General features: G+C 35.3%; 15 protein-coding genes. 9 read left to right on the top strand and 6 right to left on the bottom strand.

The features are described from left to right. Positions 1-700: 700 nt before the first annotated feature. Complete coding sequence (locus GTR01_RS23955; protein WP_228452336.1) at positions 701-3,232, top strand: DUF5686 family protein; 2,532 nt, start codon at positions 701-703, stop codon at positions 3,230-3,232. Positions 3,233-3,294: 62 nt separating this feature from the next. Here the strand turns inward: GTR01_RS23955 and GTR01_RS23950 are convergent, their stop codons facing one another. From GTR01_RS23950 to rplU, 6 genes are all read right to left on the bottom strand, one after another. Continuing rightward, complete coding sequence (locus tag GTR01_RS23950) at positions 3,295-3,471, bottom strand: bacteriocin-like protein (RefSeq protein WP_160140228.1); 177 nt, start codon at positions 3,469-3,471, stop codon at positions 3,295-3,297. A 27-nt stretch (positions 3,472-3,498) separates the two neighbouring features. Then, entirely contained in the window at positions 3,499-3,666 is a 168-nt protein-coding gene (locus GTR01_RS23945; protein WP_160140227.1) for a bacteriocin-like protein, read from the bottom strand. Between the two features lie 167 nt (positions 3,667-3,833). After that, a complete protein-coding gene (locus GTR01_RS23940; RefSeq protein ID WP_160140226.1) occupies positions 3,834-5,045 on the bottom strand; it encodes a T9SS type A sorting domain-containing protein in 1,212 nt (403 codons plus the stop codon). Positions 5,046-5,345: 300 nt separating this feature from the next. Continuing rightward, positions 5,346-5,525, bottom strand: a complete 180-nt coding sequence (locus GTR01_RS23935; protein ID WP_410492614.1) for a bacteriocin-like protein — start codon at positions 5,523-5,525, stop codon at positions 5,346-5,348. Positions 5,526-5,719: 194 nt separating this feature from the next. Further along, entirely contained in the window at positions 5,720-5,977 is a 258-nt protein-coding gene (gene rpmA / locus GTR01_RS23930; protein WP_027372929.1) for a 50S ribosomal protein L27, read from the bottom strand. 12 nt (positions 5,978-5,989) lie between these two features. After that, positions 5,990-6,565, bottom strand: a complete 576-nt coding sequence (gene rplU, locus GTR01_RS23925; RefSeq protein ID WP_073299989.1) for a 50S ribosomal protein L21 — start codon at positions 6,563-6,565, stop codon at positions 5,990-5,992. A 183-nt stretch (positions 6,566-6,748) separates the two neighbouring features. Here rplU and GTR01_RS23920 point away from each other — a divergent pair, with 183 nt between their 5' ends. The 8 genes from GTR01_RS23920 to GTR01_RS23885 all read left to right on the top strand — a co-directional run bounded on the left by GTR01_RS23920 (position 6,749) and on the right by GTR01_RS23885 (position 16,817). Further along, entirely contained in the window at positions 6,749-7,636 is an 888-nt protein-coding gene (locus GTR01_RS23920) for a metalloprotease (RefSeq protein WP_160140224.1), read from the top strand. A 116-nt stretch (positions 7,637-7,752) separates the two neighbouring features. Further along, a complete protein-coding gene (locus GTR01_RS23915; protein ID WP_160140223.1) occupies positions 7,753-8,847 on the top strand; it encodes an acyltransferase family protein in 1,095 nt (364 codons plus the stop codon). 162 nt (positions 8,848-9,009) lie between these two features. Further along, complete coding sequence (locus tag GTR01_RS23910) at positions 9,010-9,588, top strand: tRNA-(ms[2]io[6]A)-hydroxylase (RefSeq protein ID WP_160140222.1); 579 nt, start codon at positions 9,010-9,012, stop codon at positions 9,586-9,588. A gap of 23 nt (positions 9,589-9,611) precedes the next feature. Next, positions 9,612-10,229: a DUF502 domain-containing protein gene (locus GTR01_RS23905; RefSeq protein ID WP_160140221.1), complete on the top strand. Its 618-nt coding sequence runs from the start codon at positions 9,612-9,614 to the stop codon at positions 10,227-10,229. Positions 10,230-10,318: 89 nt separating this feature from the next. Further along, on the top strand, positions 10,319-11,695 hold the full coding sequence (locus GTR01_RS23900; protein ID WP_160140220.1) for a tryptophanase: 1,377 nt from the start codon (positions 10,319-10,321) through the stop codon (positions 11,693-11,695). A 267-nt stretch (positions 11,696-11,962) separates the two neighbouring features. Beyond that, on the top strand, positions 11,963-13,039 hold the full coding sequence (locus tag GTR01_RS23895; RefSeq protein WP_160140219.1) for an FAD-dependent monooxygenase: 1,077 nt from the start codon (positions 11,963-11,965) through the stop codon (positions 13,037-13,039). A gap of 4 nt (positions 13,040-13,043) precedes the next feature. After that, positions 13,044-14,201, top strand: a complete 1,158-nt coding sequence (locus GTR01_RS23890) for a pyridoxal phosphate-dependent aminotransferase (protein ID WP_160140218.1) — start codon at positions 13,044-13,046, stop codon at positions 14,199-14,201. A 162-nt stretch (positions 14,202-14,363) separates the two neighbouring features. Further along, on the top strand, positions 14,364-16,817 hold the full coding sequence (locus GTR01_RS23885; RefSeq protein WP_160140217.1) for a TonB-dependent receptor plug domain-containing protein: 2,454 nt from the start codon (positions 14,364-14,366) through the stop codon (positions 16,815-16,817). Positions 16,818-16,949 lie beyond the last annotated feature (132 nt).

Below are 16,949 nucleotides of genomic sequence, written 5' to 3'. Positions count from 1 at the left end.
CGTTTCTATTGATGGATGTTCTGTGGGAAACGGATTCTACTTATTATATTATTATATATATGGTAGCTATTATATATGCCAACATCTATTTCCTATTCCCTATTATTGCTCATCATTTATAATTAACGTCCCCTACCCTAGCCCCGATAGAAACGGTTACCCCGCAGCAAGAGTTGGAGAGCGGGAGGATTTGAGCATTGGGGAGGAATGGCGCGAGGAGTATGAGTGGATAGCGGGATTAAGCTCCTGATAATATATTAGAGAGATTGAGCACTTTAAATGCTGGAGCTGATTTCCAAAATAGAATTAGCAAAAACATTTGATCAATACCTAGTAAGTATAGACATATTATTTTACATACATGAAGATATCGTTATTAACTGAATAAATGCTTGATGCCGGATTTGAAAGAATTCATTTTTATGTCAGACTTATTAAGAACTTTCTATTCTAATATATCTTAAAAAAGGTGATTTTAGATGAATATAAGTCTCAAAAGTGGTGACTTTTCCTTTTATTATTAATTGGTTGATTCCATATCTATTAAGGTAAAAAACTTAGTATTTATTTTTTCTCAAATGGTAGTACTATTTTTGTTAAATTTGCCGTTTTACGTAGAATCGTAAGATTATTTTATTTTTTTATAAATTTTTTAAAAAACTGCATACTTTTTGTTTGTGCTAATTGCCTGAAGAAACGAATGATGTTAAACAACAACTCTAAAAAACACTATTTTTTATTTTTTTTCCTGACCATTACCAGCTTCGCATATGCTCAAAACCGAGCTAGCGGTAAGATTGTTGATGCTAAAAACAACAAGGAATTGAATAAGGTTGACATTTTTATCAATGATGATAAAACTCCATCTCTTACTACAACCTCAGGAAGCTTCAGCGTTCAGTCTGACAGCATTATTCAGAGATTGAAGTTTGTCAGAAAGAATTATACCGCGGAAACTTTTGATGTAACTCCTGAAAATGCTGAAAATATTTTTGTTCAGCTCTCGCAGGCTAAGGTGAGCAATATTCAGGAAGTAGTGATTCAGGCTGGAAAACCTAAATACAAAAACAAAAAGGAAAATCCTGCATATGCTATTATGCAAAAAGTGTGGGCTCAAAAAAGAAATAACGGGCTGGAAAAATTTGACACTTATTCGTACAAAGAGTATGAAAAGACACAATTTGATCTTAATAATATAGACAGCGCCTTTATGAAGAAGAAAATCTTCAATAAACTGGACTTTATTTTTAATTATGCAGATTCTACAGCGAGTGGCAGATTGGGTCTTCCCATTTTCCTCAATGAAGCGGTTTATGAAAATTATGGTAAAAACAAACCAGATAAAGATACCAAAAGAACTTTAGTTGCCCAAAAGACTTCAGGTTTCCAGGACAATCAGGTTATTACGGTTTCTGCAAAGAACCTTTACAGGGATATTAATATTTATGACAATACTTTAAATTACTTCGATATTGGGTTTCAGAGTCCTGCAGGAACAGACGGATTTGGGACTTATGACTATAATCTTGTAGATACTATTGCTATTCATGGAGAGAAGGCTTTTCAAATAAGATATCAACCTAAACGTAAAGATGTATTGGCGTTTCAGGGAAATCTTTATATAGATACGGACAGCTACGCTGTTTTGGGAGCTACTTTAAGATCTACACAAAAAATTAATGTTAATTTCGTCAACAGTGTATATACTCAGCTGGAGTATGACAATCCGGATGAGACTACTTTCCTTCCAAAGAAATTGATCACGGAGGTTGAAATGAGTCCTTTTTCAAAGAAAAAGGGTTCTAAGAGTATTATTGCCCGAAAATCTGTTGATTATTCTAATTATGAATTTAACATTCCTCTCGATCCGAAAGTTTTTAAAAGAAAAGAGGAGGAATATGAGGATAAGTTTACAGATAAAGACGAAGCTTACTGGACAAAAGCGAGACCTGATACTTTATCCAAATCTGAGCAGGGTGTTTATAAAATGCTAAACCAATTACAACAAACTCCAAAGTTCAACAGAATGGTAAAATTGTTTGAAACTCTTGGTTCTCGTTATTATAATGCATTTAAAGGGGTAGATTTTGGTCCTATCTTCTCTGTATATGGAAGAAACGAGGTAGAAGGTGACAGAATAAGACTTGGAGCAAGATCTTATTTTGGATTGAATGATCCTTGGAGGGTTCAGTTCTATACTGCTTATGGATTTAAAGATCATCAGATAAAATATGGTGCTGAAGCACGATATATGTTCAACAGACTCAACCGATTTATGATTGGAGCAGGAACCAGCAGAGATATCGTTCAGCTAGGAGGACAACTTACCGCAGGTGACGGAGTAGCATCTCGTTCTTTATCTTCGAGTACATTTTTTGCTAGAGGAGAAAATATTTCTTTAAGTTCTGTAAACCAAACGAATGTTTTCGCTGCTATAGAGCCATGGAAAAACATACAAATCAGAGTTGATGGAGTTATGCAAAGTATTCATTCTGCTATTCCTGAAAAGTTCAATCTTATGTATTATCAGGATGGGCAATTAAGAAAAACAGTAAATGATTCTCATGTCACCATCAGTTTAATTGCAAAACCGGGTGCTCGATTTTCTCAGACAGGGATAGACCGATATCAGGCAAAAAACCTTGCCCCTACTATTGTTTTAAGATATACCAGAGGTATTGAAGGTCTTTTTAATGCGGATTTTAATTACAATAAGCTTCAATTCATGTTCTACAAACCATTTTTGATTGGAACATTGGGAAAAACTATTGTTAATTTTGAAGCTGGGAAAAATTTCAATACAGTTCCTTTAGCTTTACAGAATATTATTCCGGCTAACCTTTCTTACACTTTAGCTCCGAATACGTTCTCACAGCTTAATTATTATGAGTTTGTTGCAGATGCTTATACTACCCTTCATTTGGAACACCACTTTAATGGTAAAATATTATCTTATATTCCATTAATTAAAAAACTAAAGCTTAGAGAAGTTGCCTTTTTAAGAGCTGCTTACGGAACTTTAAGTGATGCATCAAAGGCTATTAATGTAGAAGGTTTTAAATATTCTGCTCCAAGTGATCACATTTACTATGAATATGGATTTGGAATTGAAAATATTGGAATTGGAAATCTTAGACTTTTTAGAGTAGATTTTAACTGGCGAGGAAATTATCTTGACAGACCGAATATTTCAAAATTTGGTGTTAAAGCTGGAATTCAGGTAGGGTTCTAAAATTAAAATATGATATAAAACAGTGGCGGCTTCTTCGAAGCCGCCACTGTTTTTTTTATTCATTAGCATTGACAAGGCATCATTTCTTCTACGGCATTAGGACAGTATTGCTGCTGCCAAGAGGTAAGCCCACACCACTGAGCGCATGTTGTAACCCAAAAATCAGGGCAAAGATCTATCATAAAGCCTCCTTTAATTGACTTCAATTGTTTCTTGGTGATTTTCTTTACGTTCTTCATGCTTGTTTTATTTTATTCACTGTAATATTAACAAGTACACACTTCATCAACAACCAGTAAACAGCGCATTTTTTGCTGAGGAGTCAGACCACACCATATATCACAAGATGTAATTGGCTTTTCCGGACACCATACAGCACCACCTCCACTAATTGTTTTCAGATTCTTTTTGGTTAACTTTTTTAAATTTTCCATGATTATTTAGTTTTAACATTTGCCTACTCTATATGCTTTTCGGCTTCCGCAATTATTTTTATTTGATTGTTAACAAATATATAAATATTTCACTTTAAAGAGAGTATTTAAAAAAGATTTACTTCTTCCAATAAAAAAGCTGAACTCGTAACGTTCAGCTGATATTTTTATTTCTTAATTAATTTCGTAGATTGAGAGTCTTTATCCGACAACAATATCAAATAATATACACCAGAAGGAAAATTCTGAACATTAATAATTCCATTATCAGGAAGAATACCAGAACCGACTGTTTTTCCTATCTCATCCAAAATTTTATATGTTTTGAACTGTGTATTTTCAACATAGACATAATCTTTAGCCGGATTAGGATATACTGCAGCTTTCTGCTTCGTAACTGGTTCATGTATACCAAGGCTTGATGAGGCAGCAAGCCACACCACCGCGTTTACCAAAAGAGGTCTGTGATTTCCGTTAGCATCACCTATATATCCGTTATATAGTGTATCATTAGGGTCTCCTGTACCATCATCAGGAACAGAACTATCTCCTAAAGCGCAAATTCTTCCATTACCATAAGTAGATGTTGCAAACATTACATTTGTACTTCCTGTGGTTGAAGAGCCCGTTGTAAAGATCAGCCCTTGTGCAGAAGGATTATTGCTTTTATTTAAGGTCATTGTGGCTCCGCTTGAAAATTTCATTTGCGACGGTGTTCCTTGTGGCCCAGCCAAAATGGTAGGATTAAAACTAACCGGAGCAAAATTAGAACTCACTGGTGATACATTATTTAAATTAAAGCTTATCCCAAAAGGATTATTAGCCACACTATTTGAAGTAAAAAAGTCATTCCATATTGCAGGAGAATCCCAGCCATCATTATTTCTGTCACTTACCGTATGATCTGAGACCATGAAAAGCCCTCCTCCATTCGCTACAAAATTTAGCATTGCTGTTTTTTCTGAATCAGAAAATCTTATATTAGGTTCAACGACAATAAAAACTTTATAATTAGAAAGATCTTGCGGGTTGGATGAGTTTCCATAAGTAATATTTCCATTATAAGGTAAAGTTTCTACCATATATCCTTGTCTTACAAGATCAATTCCCCAATTGCTCAATGCTCCCTGCCAATAAGTTTCTGATGTGGCAGCAGTAATTCCACTTTGAGCCGGGGTTGGAATTCTTTGTGGATTCGATTCTGTTCCGTTTGTAGTTATACCGGTAGATGTAACACTAAGATTATGAGCATCTGCATCTATAACCCAGTCTGCATTTCCTGCCATCTCAGCCTTAGTAGCATCAAACAGGACTTTGACCTGAGCCTGCCAGCCTAAAGAAACCAGCACACTCAACATTAGTATAAATTTACCCTTCATATTTTATTATATTTAAAAATGGGGAACAAAATTATAATTCTTTGAAATTCTTCGGAATGAATAAAATTAAAATTATATTAAAAATAAAAAAGCGGCTTCTAAGAAACCGCATATTATTTAATTTATTAATTAACAAGGCTCACAAAATTCTCCAAGTATACAATGTGCCTTTTGCCATGGGCTCCAGCCACACCATATATCACATGATTTAATTGGTTTTTCCGGGCACCATACAGCTCCTCCATTAATAGTCTTCAGCCTCTTTTTAGTAAGTCTTTTAAATTCTTCATAGATTCTATGCTAATTTATTGGCAGACTATAACAGTCACAAGGCATATCAATAACTGCATTGGCACAATGAGCTTTTTGCCATGCACTCCATCCACACCACTCACCACACGATGAAGCTGGAGTTTTACACATTTCACCGCCAGCAATTGTTTTCAACTGTCTTTTCGTTAATTTTTTTAGATTTTTCATAGTATTTAGTTTTAATGTATTGCCTACTCTATATGCTTTCGGCTTCCGCAACTATTTTGTTATTTAATATGCAACAAATATATAAATATTTCACCCACTGTAGAATATTTATAACAAATTTAACTTTTAGATATAAAAACAAAAAAAAGCCCCAGCAAAATGCTGAGGCTTTGATTTTTATAAAACGCTATTAATTATGCGTTTGGTTCTACAGATACGAAAGATCTGTTGTTTGCTTTCTTTCTGAAAACTACTTTACCGTCTACTAATGCAAACAAAGTGTGGTCTTTACCGATACCAACGTTATCACCTGGGTGGTGTTGAGTACCTCTTTGTCTAACAATAATATTTCCTGCAATAGCAGCTTGTCCTCCGAAAATCTTCACACCTAATCTTTTAGAGTGAGACTCTCTACCGTTCTTGGAACTACCGACTCCTTTCTTGTGTGCCATTTTATTACTGGATTATTTGTTAAGTGCTTTAAATTGATCAATATTCTTAATGATAGCAGCATCTACTTCTTCATGAGTAAGAATATTCTTTTCTAATTCAACTTTAACTGCTTTACCTAAAGTAATTAAAGTTTCTCTGTTCTCTTTAGACTGAGACAAGTTGTTTTTCTTTAAGTGATAGTTCAACTCGTGATCTTCGCTAAAGTTAACAGTTGCGTTGTCAGAAAGAACCTCAGACTTTACAGTTTCTTTTTTAGCAGCTTTTTTAGCTCCTGCTTCAAATCCTGTAATACCAGTGATTACGATTTGAGTTAAAGATTGTCTGTGACCGTTTTTCACTTTGTAACCTTTTCTTCTTTTCTTTTTGAAAACGATTACTTTATCAGCTTTTACATGGTCAAGGATCTCTGCTTCCACAGTGATACCGCTTACAGCTGGGGCGCCTACAGTGATTGCTCCGTTTACAGTAAGAAGAACTTTATCGAAAGAAACTTTTCCTCCTTTATCTCCTTTTAAACGGTTCACAAACAACTTTTGGTCTTGCTCAACTTTGTATTGAAGCCCTGCTATTTCTACAATTGCAAACATTGTTTATAAATTTTTAGTTATTTCGAGGTGCAAATATACAAATAAAATTCTAAACACCTTACAATCAAAGCAATGTTTTTTATTGAAAAAATATATTCACTATGTTTTGAATAATTTTTAACATTAAAGTGCTCATACATAAAAGATAATTTCTTACCTTCGTTTCACCAACTAAATAATTATATGAAAAGAAACTTTAACCTCTGCTTTATAGCAGGCGCCATTGCTGCATCATTCCTGACAGCATGTAGTGATGACAAAATGGAAGACACTGTTCTTCCACAACAAGAAAGCCAAAGTGCAAAAATTGACCAACCAAGCGCACTTGAAAAAGCTTGTAACTATGTAGACAACAACTGGACTCCTTCATCTGTATTGGTGTCTGGGCTTCAAAGCTCTGCAGATACAAACTTTATGAATTCCCAAATGACTAAAATCGCAAGTTTATGGGGAAGAAGTAATCCAGTCCTTCAGTTTGTAAATGATCCATCCAATTTCAACTCTACCTACAACGCCATTTCTTATGGTAATGGAAGAATCTACTATGGCTATGCTATTTATTATGATGCAAAAGCAAAAGGTGGCGATATTGTAAACGCAATGATCTTAGCTCACGAGTACGGACATCAGTTACAATATATCTTTGGACTTCCTTCTGTAAATGAAAATACAGCAAGACCCAACGAGCTTGAAGCAGATGGTTTTGCAGGATATTATCTGAGAAGACCAAATGGTTACAACAAAACGGATTTCTCACAAATTGCTGCAGCTTATGAGTTTGCACAAAGTATTGGAGATTATCAGACTTCAAGTCCTGGACACCACGGTACTCCTGCACAGAGAAGATCTGCTGTTCGTCTAGGTTTCCTTTTAGGGCAGTATGACCTTAATGCACAAAACTTTGATTACAACTTCTTCTATTACTATCAGGGTGTCTTAAATGGAACTTACAAGATGGCTAAAAACACTGTAAATCCAGAAATTGACGCTTATATGAGCCAATATATAGATGAGTTAAGAAAAATTCAGTCTGGAGAAATTTCAGCAGAAGAATTTAAACATCTTCAATAAAGAAACATTCATTTTTAGCATATTTAAGAAAGGAGGCGGGCAATTGAGTTCTGCCTCTTTTTATTTGACTTGAAAGATAACGGAAGTTTATTTATTTTTGACCCATATCTATTATAATGAACAGAGACCTCTATATTGACTTCGCCAAAGGACTGGCTACCCTATCCATTATCTTTATCCATACAGCATTCTGGTCTGGGCAGTTTTACATTCCTGCAGAAGTAAGAGTCTTTTCTCTTGTTTTTGATGTGGCTTTATTTTATGCTTTAAGTGGAATCACATCAGGAGCCAATATTGAAAAGACCTTCTACAGGTTGCTTAAACTTCAGATCACTTATATGATCTTTGTAACCTTGCTGTTCTTTTTAGATTACTTTTTTAAAGTATTTGGCCTTACTTTCTTTTCTATGGAATGGCTGCAAAGCTTTTATTCCACATTTGGATCCAAATATTCTACCACCAGTATTTCAACGATACCTCAATGGCAGAATCTTGGAAACTGGTATCTTCATCAATATACCAATGCAGATACGTTTCCAGTCGTTATGGGAAGCTTTTGGTACCTGAAGGTTTATTATATTCTTACTGTTCTTGGAGGATTAATTTTAAGATTCTTCCCTAAACACATCAACTGGTTTATCGGACTTTGCATTGGACTAACTCTATTATTCAATATTTTCCCTGAATACTATCCAACAGGCCAGGTGGGTTACGTTGCTTTTTATATGGCCGTCTTCTTAATTGGAAACAGAATGCGTGGGAAAAAACTTCCAACCAAAATCATTCCGGTATTATATGCACTTGTAGCTGCTGCATTAACGTGGATGTTCTGGTATTATGGAAATGAAATTTTCTATAAGATCAATAAGAATAAATTCCCGCCACAGATTCCTTATATTATATGGGCACAATTCTCATTGGTAACCTTATTTGTTCTTTACAACAGATTAAAGGTAACTAAAGAAAATTTCATTACTTATATAGGTAAAAATGCCATTTTCTTCTATTTTGCACAGGGAATTAGCTCATCATTGGTTTATTTCCTTGTAGTTCCTTTGAAGGAAAACATGTCTTGGTGGATTTTAATGATCATTATTTATGTCATTAATATCATTTTAGCATTCATTATTTCCACGGTATTAAAAAAGATAGATACATTAGGATGGAATATCCTTGGATTTTTAAGAAAAAAAACAGCCATTAAAGATTAAGTGTGTCACGCATACTTCCTGAAAACACAATCATAGAAATTACAGTATTTATAAATACTATACAGCCTGCTGATTGCATAAAACTCAATAGAAAATAAATTCTATCTATCCAGAAGCATTGAATATGTCTAATTTGTATTAAATTTACAAAAATTTTAAAACATGTTTAAGTTGAAACTCCCAACCGATCCAAGGTGGGCAAACATTGCGGAAGGAAACATCGAAGAAATTTTAACAGACCATGCCTGGTGTGAGCAAAAAGCTGCTACCAATGCGATTGGCCTGATCACTATGCTTCCGGAATATCCAGAGATTGTTACAGAACTTCTTGCTATTGCACAGGAAGAGCTGGATCATTTCAATCAGGTTCATGAAATCATTAAAAAGAGAGGCTACAAGTTTGGCAGAGCCAGAAAGGATGATTATGTAAATGAACTGGCAAAATTTATTATTCAAGGAAGCAGAGAGGATCTTATTGTAGACAAAATGCTTTTTGCTGCGATGATTGAGGCCAGAAGTTGTGAAAGATTTAAGGTTCTTACTGAAAACATTAAGGATGAAGAACTTAAAATTTTCTATAGAGAGCTTATGATTTCTGAAGCGAACCATTATACGACTTTCATTGGATTTGCAAGACAGCTTGGTGATCCAGAAAAAGTAAATGAAAGATGGGAAGCATGGCTAGAATATGAAGCTAATATCATTAAATCCTACGGAAATAAAGAGACCATTCATGGTTAAAAATAAATAGTAAAGAATAAACATTGAAGAAACCAAGCTTTGAAAGTATTGCCAATCTATTCCTGAAAAACTTCTTTCAGGGGCTGGTTATTATTGGCCCAATTGGACTGACAATTTTTGTAATCTGGTATATTGTAAGCGCCATTGACAATCTTATTCCGTCTCTTGCCAAGCAAATCCCAGGGCTTGTTTTCGTTTCAATCATATTATTAACTGCTATTTTAGGCTATCTTGGAAATAAATTTGTGATCGGAAGGTTCTTTTTCGATACGATGGATAGTTTACTGGAAAAAACACCTGGAGTAAAGCACATTTATACTCCAACCAAAGATGTTATGTCTTCTTTTGTGGGTGACAAGAAAAAATTCAACGATCCTGTATGGGTTAAAACCAATGAAAATCCAGAGATCTGGAGAATTGGCTTTTTAACTCAAAAAGAAATGTCGGACGTTGACAAGCATAATTACGTTGCGGTATATTTACCCCATTCTTACGCCATTTCGGGCTGGGTAATTGTTACTGAAGAAAAAAACATCAAACCTGTAGTGGGAATGACTGCTGCTTCTGCCATGAAGTTTGCAGTAAGTGGCGGCGTTGCCGGATTCCATTCTGATGAAAATATATTTAAAGCACCGGAATAACCCATTTCCTCTTTAGATGTACATTGATGAATTTGAAAATTATTTTCAAACAAATTTTCTTTACACACAATTTAAAAACATACCAACCCATGAATTTACCGTACGCGGAACCTTTCCGCATTAAAATGGTGGAAGAAATCCGCCAATCTACCAGAGCTGAAAGAGAACAATGGCTTAAAGAAGCGAATTATAACCTCTTCAACTTAAAATCTTCACAAGTTTTTATCGATCTTTTAACAGATTCCGGAACCGGAGCGATGTCTGACAGACAATGGGCAGCATTAATGACCGGAGATGAAAGTTATGCAGGATCCCGTTCCTTCGAACAACTCCAAAATACTGTTGAGAGAATCACCGGGTTCAAATATCTACTGCCTACTCACCAGGGAAGAGCTGCTGAAAATGTTCTTTTCTCCGTTTTAGTGAAAGAAGGAGATGTAGTTCCTGGAAACTCTCATTTTGATACTACAAAAGGACATATTGAATTTAGAAAGGCACATGCCATCGATTGTACGATTGATGAAGCTTTTGACATCAATGATCCCCACCCTTTCAAAGGAAATATTAATCTTGAGAAACTGGAGGAAGTTTATAAAAGCCACCCTAAAGAAAATATTCCATTCTGCCTGGTTACTATTACTTGTAATTCTTCTGGAGGACAACCTGTATCTTTAGAAAATATGAAAGCTGTAAAAGCCCTTTCTGATCAATATGGTATTCCTGTATTTTTTGATTCTGCAAGGTTTGCTGAAAATGCTTACTTCATTAAAAAAAGAGAACAAGGTCAAGAAAATAGAACTATTAAGGAGATCTGTAAAGAAATTTTCTCTTATGGTGACGGAATGACGATGAGTTCTAAAAAGGACGGATTGGTAAATATTGGAGGATTTATCGCTCTAAACAATGAAGAAACCTTCAGAAAAGCCGCCAACTTTACAATCATCTACGAAGGATTTATTACTTATGGAGGAATGGCAGGAAGAGATATGGCTGCATTGGCTGTAGGTCTTGATGAAGCAACCGAATTCGCTTATCTGGAAAGCAGAATTTCTCAGGTAGAATATTTAGGGAACAAACTGATTGAATATGGAATTCCTGTACAGAAACCTATTGGCGGGCATGCTGTTTTCATCGATTCTTTAAACTTTCTTCCTAATGTTTCCCGTGAAGAGTATCCGGCACAAACTCTAGGTCTCGAAATCTATAAGGAGGCAGGGATCAGAACTGTAGAAATCGGAACTTTACTGGCAGACAGAGACCCTGAAACAAGGCAAAACCGTTATCCAAAATTGGAATTGGTACGCCTAGCAATCCCGAGAAGAACCTACACCAACAATCATATGGATTATATTGCAGCTGCAATAAAGAATGTATATGAAAGACGTGAAGAAATTGCAAAAGGATATAAAATTACCTGGGAACCAGAAATTTTAAGGCACTTTACTGTACAGCTTGAAAAGGCATAAAGAAACAAGCAAAACCGGAATTTATTTCCGGTTTTTTTATGTTCTTCATTAAGCTATTCTATTTCCTATATAACGTTCTCTTTTTATAGCCATTATCTTTCCTGAATTTTCCTTTAAAAACCTATCAAATCTTATGCTTTTCATTCGTTTTTTCAGAATTTCAAAATCAAATTAATTTATTTTTTCAAAATAATGAATGTTTTTAATTTACTTTTGTAGCGAAAAAGTAATATAAACACCAACCTGAAAAAATCCATTATTCCGAACATGAACAAAATTGCTGTCGTGGGTGCCGGCATTTCCGGCTTAAGCATGGCTAATTATCTCGAAAAGCACAAAATTGATTTTCACATTTACGAAAGAAGAAACAAAGAAGATCTAGCTGGCCATGGCTTTCTTATTCCACAGGAAGGCATAGAATATCTTACTCAAATCATCGATCCGACTCTTCTTTTTGAACATGGAAGCTTTCTGAAAAAATACATACAATATTCTCATACAGGAACAAAACTAGCAGAAAAAGACCTCAACAATGTATTTGCTATCTCAAGACATGCTTTGATTGATCTTTTGTCCAGGAAAATTTCTCCTGAAAAAATAACGTACAATGCCACTGTGGTTCCATCTGAAAGTGAAAAGGGAAAACTGGTACATTCTGACGGAACTGATATAGATGCGAACATACTTGTTGTTTCCGATGGTTCCAAAAGCCGTATCAGAAGAAATCTTTTTAAAGATGAAAAAATGAGACAGGTCAGAGAAAATGAAGTCGTCAATATTATTAAAGATGAAGAAATTGCAGCCTCTATTGAAAACGATTTCATGAAATTCCACCATGATCAGGGCGGGCTTACTTTTGGGATTTTGAAATTGTCCCACGATACTATTCTTTGGTATTCTCAATTTGACAATGAAAAATACCCAATCAACCAATGCACCACCGACAGTCTAAAGGAATATATGCTTGAAATTTTCACAGACTGGGATCCTTTGGTATCGTCAATTATCAAAAAATCGAGCTATGAAAACGTACATTTATGGTGCGTCTATGAACTTGAAAACCTCAACCCTTTTTATAAAGACAATATTGTATTCATTGGCGATGCAGCTCATCCACTCATCCCTTTTACAAGTCAGGGAGTAACCTCAGCACTGAAAGATTCTCATATACTAACGAAATATTTAGTTGAAGAGAATGATATCACTGAGGCTTTCCGCAAATATGAAACAGAAAGAAAACCTGAGATAGAAACCCATATCAACAATGGCAGAATCCTATTGAACCAGTTTCTTCTTCCGACGGATCAACAAACAGATAATATTTTACCTATATCATACAAATAAGAATATGTTCACAAATAACGACATCAACTTTGAAGCCTTAAAAAGAAAAGCATATAATGGCAGATGGGCAACCCTTGAAGACGGAATTATCCCTTTAACCGCTGCTGATCCGGATTTCAGAACTGCACCGGAAATAGAGCAAGGAATCATTGAATATATAAAAGATGGTTATTTAAGCTATGGCCCGTTTTCCGGACTTCCAGAATTTAAGAAAAGTGTTGCTGACCATTTTAACCAGGAAAAACATGGTGAATTTTCTCCCGAAAATGTATTGGCAGTCAACAGTGCTGCACAGGGAATGTTTCTGATTGCTAAATATGTTTTAAAACCTGGTGATGAAGCCATCATTCTGGATCCTGTAGATTTCCTTTTTAAAAAGTCAGTAGAAACTGCTGGTGGAACAGTAAAGTTATGTCCTGTAGATACTCAAACGGGAGCTATTGATTTTGAAAAAATGGTTACTTTAATCAACCCCAATACTAAACTGATTAGTATTTGTAATCCACATAATCCACTAGGAAAAGTTTATTCTAAAGAAACACTGATAAAGGTTGCAGAGATTGCTTCTGCTCATGATTTATGGGTAATGAGTGATGAAATTTGGAGTGATATTATTTATGATGACAGAGACTTTCATACCTATTCATCTGTTTCGGAAGAGGCTAAAAGAAAAAGTTTTACCGTGTATGGTTTTTCAAAGTCATTTGGAATCGCGGGATTGAGAATTGGTGCTGTACTATGCAATGATCAGGAAATTCTTGAAGACTTCACAGAAAAATCGGGTTTCAACTCTACTATAGAAGGGGTTTCCACTTTATCACAGATTGCTGGAAGTGTAGCTTTGGAAAAAGCTAAGCCTTGGTATAAAGAATTTTTAAATCATTTACAGCACAATAGAGATCTGGCCTTCCAGCTTTTAAACGGATCGGGTCTTGTTACACCTAATCTTCCGGAGGCTACTTTTGTATTATTTCCAAAGATTGAAAATGGAATGTCCAGCGAACAGTTTTCTCAACATGTTCTGCAGCATGGTAAAGTAGCTATTGTTCCAGGTTCGGAAAGATGGTTTGGAAAAGGGGCGGAAGGTCATATAAGAATTTGCTTTTCAACTTCACAAGAAATTCTAGAAGAAGGTCTTAACAGAATCATTACCAGCTTTTAGTGTTAAAAATTTTCACTAAATCAAGTATTTTAACTATTATTTTACTTTAATCTAACATAAACAATGTTAAATTAAGACATTCATAACAAATAATAAATTTTAGTATTGATTTAAAAATAAATATTGATAATTTTGAGTTAACCATCACCCAAAATTATCAATATGAAGATAAAATACATAAGCATTGTTTTTCTTACAGTTTCTTCTCTATCTTATGCTCAACAGGTAAAAGATACACTAGCAAAGGAATCCAAAATAGACGAAGTAGCCATTACCGGAAGCCGAAATAAGAAAAGAACCGTTATCAACACTCCTGTTCCTATTGATATTATTGATATCAAACAGGTAAGCCAAGCGACAGGGCAGGTAGAAGTGAACCAACTGCTGCAATTTTCTGCTCCCTCTTTTAATTCTAATAAACAATCCGGATCAGATGGTGCTGATGCAGTAGATCCGGCAACTTTAAGAGGACTTGGCCCGGATCAGACTCTTCTTCTTCTTAATGGAAAAAGATACCACCAGTCTTCATTAATTAATCTTTTCGGAACGAAAGGAAGAGGAAATACGGGATATGATATGAATACGATCCCTATTGGAGCTATTAAGAGAGTCGAAGTTCTGCGTGACGGAGCTTCAGCTCAATATGGTTCGGATGCGATTGCCGGGGTAATTAATGTTATTCTTAATGATCGTGATAAAGGTTTCGAGGGAAATGCTTTTTATGGAATGAATCTTTTTAAAAGTCCCGGAAATAACGACATTGTTTCTGATCATAAAGTAGATGGAATCACCTTTGATTTTAGTGGAAATTTGGGAACAAAAATAGGCAACAAAGGTGGCTTTGGGAATTTCACCGCAGAATTTATCAATAAAGATTATGCCATCAGAAATGCGAATCCGGATATTTACAACAATCCTGATCCCGCTCCAAGGCAGCGCTTCGGAGATGCAAAAGCGCAAAATATCTATTTTTTCGGTAATATTGAACTCCCTCTATCTGATGGGCTCACATTCTATTCACGCCAGGGGTTTTCACATAGAAATACCAAAGCTTATGCTTGGACAAGAACGCCTAATGCCAATGGGAACATTCCTGATATCTATCCTATGGGGTTCAACCCTATTGAAGATACCAATATCACAGATTTTACTTTCGATAATGGTTTAAAATTCAAGGTGGCTAACTGGGATGTAGATTTTTATAATGCTTTTGGGGATAATAGATTTACTTATGATGTCACTCATACTCTGAATGCTACATTGGGTTCTAAATCTCCTACCCAATTTTATGCAGGTGGGCATTCATTACTACAAAATACAACAGGATTTAATGCCGTAAGGCAGTTTAAAATGCTTGAAGGTCTTAATATAGCCTTCGGTTCAGAATTCAGATATGAAAAATTCAATATCATTAAAGGAGAAGAAGCTTCCTATACGATGTATGACATCAATGGAAATGTGGTAACTCCTAACACTCCTGCCAATTTATTGGTAACTAATCCTCTTGTTCCGCCTGGTGAAAATAATATAAGACCAGGAGGATCACAGGGCTTTCCGGGGTATTCTACAGATATTGGCAAAAGCAGAAATAATTTTGCGGCTTATATAGATACTGAATTGGATGTTACGAAAAACTGGATGATCAGTGTCGCCGGAAGGTTCGAAAACTACAATGATTTTGGCAGTACTTTAAATGGTAAGTTTGCTACTCGGTACGCTTTTACACCTCAGTTTGCTTTCAGAGGATCTGTCTCTACAGGTTTCAGAGCTCCTTCTCTTGCCCAGAAATATTACAGTCAGCAGTTCACCAATTTCCAAGGGGGAAAGCTGGTCACCATTCAATTGGCATCTAATGATAGTAGTCTTGCCCAAAGAGTGGGTATCGAACAATTGAAACAAGAAACTTCCGTTAACGGAAGTGCCGGATTTACTTTTAATACCGGTAAATTCACTGCAACAATCGATGGGTATTATATCAGCGTAAAAAACAGAATTGTTCTAACAGGAAACTTCTCAAGAGATGATCTCCCAATAGATGTTCAAAAAGATTACCCTTATATTGACCAGGCACAATTTTTCTCTAATGCCATTGATACCAAGACTAAAGGTATTGATCTAATCCTAAGCTATAATGAAAGTCTGGGCTCGGGAAAGCTGACCGCAACTCTAGCTGGGAATTATAATGATATGGAGATTACAAAAGTAAATACCTCTCAGCAACTCGCTGGAAAAGAAGATATCTATTTAAGCCCAAGAGAAAGAGGGTTTATTCTAGCTTCCGCACCCAAAACAAAGGTAAATATAAACCTCAACTATAAGATCAACAAATTCAATGCAAACCTTCAGCTGGTAAGATTTGATAAAGTTACCCTTATTGGATATGATGATGCAGAACAAATTTATAACCCAAAAGTGACTACTGACATTTCTTTTGGATATGAGTTTTCGAAGAACCTCAACTTTACGTTAGGAAGCAAAAATATATTCAATAGATATCCAACCTTACAAACAACACAGGTAACCACCGGGAACACTGAATCGGGTGGTATATTTGACCCTGTACAAATGGGGTTTGCAGGAAGACAGGTTTTTGCCAGACTTAATTTTAAGTTTTGATGAAAGAGGGAAGCTGGAAGCAGGAGGTTGGAAGTCACTATTTACCAGTTAACAATTATTGATCATTTTATACTGATAATTCCAATCTTTTTTTCAACCTTTCGTTTACTACAAAAAAATCCTGCTGAAAAT

Origin of the sequence: Chryseobacterium sp. c4a (assembly GCF_009900745.1) — a bacterium.
GTDB lineage: Bacteria > Bacteroidota > Bacteroidia > Flavobacteriales > Weeksellaceae > Chryseobacterium.
The sequence above is the reverse complement of the archived record's forward strand: the minus strand, read 5'-3'. Positions and strand labels throughout refer to the sequence as shown.

Excerpts from the sequence above, each read along its gene's own strand:
- GTR01_RS23935 (WP_410492614.1), bottom strand. The coding sequence starts at position 5,525 with ATGAAAAATCTAAAAAAATTAACGAAAAGACAGTTGAAAACAATTGCT.
- GTR01_RS23920 (WP_160140224.1), top strand. The coding sequence starts at position 6,749 with ATGAAAAGAAACTTTAACCTCTGCTTTATAGCAGGCGCCATTGCTGCA.
- GTR01_RS23950 (WP_160140228.1), bottom strand. The coding sequence starts at position 3,471 with ATGAAGAACGTAAAGAAAATCACCAAGAAACAATTGAAGTCAATTAAA.
- GTR01_RS23900 (WP_160140220.1), top strand. The coding sequence starts at position 10,319 with ATGAATTTACCGTACGCGGAACCTTTCCGCATTAAAATGGTGGAAGAA.
- GTR01_RS23910 (WP_160140222.1), top strand. The coding sequence starts at position 9,010 with ATGTTTAAGTTGAAACTCCCAACCGATCCAAGGTGGGCAAACATTGCG.
- rpmA (WP_027372929.1), bottom strand. The coding sequence starts at position 5,977 with ATGGCACACAAGAAAGGAGTCGGTAGTTCCAAGAACGGTAGAGAGTCT.
- rplU (WP_073299989.1), bottom strand. The coding sequence starts at position 6,565 with ATGTTTGCAATTGTAGAAATAGCAGGGCTTCAATACAAAGTTGAGCAA.
- GTR01_RS23945 (WP_160140227.1), bottom strand. The coding sequence starts at position 3,666 with ATGGAAAATTTAAAAAAGTTAACCAAAAAGAATCTGAAAACAATTAGT.
- GTR01_RS23895 (WP_160140219.1), top strand. The coding sequence starts at position 11,963 with ATGAACAAAATTGCTGTCGTGGGTGCCGGCATTTCCGGCTTAAGCATG.
- GTR01_RS23955 (WP_228452336.1), top strand. The coding sequence starts at position 701 with ATGATGTTAAACAACAACTCTAAAAAACACTATTTTTTATTTTTTTTC.
- GTR01_RS23885 (WP_160140217.1), top strand. The coding sequence starts at position 14,364 with ATGAAGATAAAATACATAAGCATTGTTTTTCTTACAGTTTCTTCTCTA.
- GTR01_RS23940 (WP_160140226.1), bottom strand. The coding sequence starts at position 5,045 with ATGAAGGGTAAATTTATACTAATGTTGAGTGTGCTGGTTTCTTTAGGC.
- GTR01_RS23915 (WP_160140223.1), top strand. The coding sequence starts at position 7,753 with ATGAACAGAGACCTCTATATTGACTTCGCCAAAGGACTGGCTACCCTA.
- GTR01_RS23890 (WP_160140218.1), top strand. The coding sequence starts at position 13,044 with ATGTTCACAAATAACGACATCAACTTTGAAGCCTTAAAAAGAAAAGCA.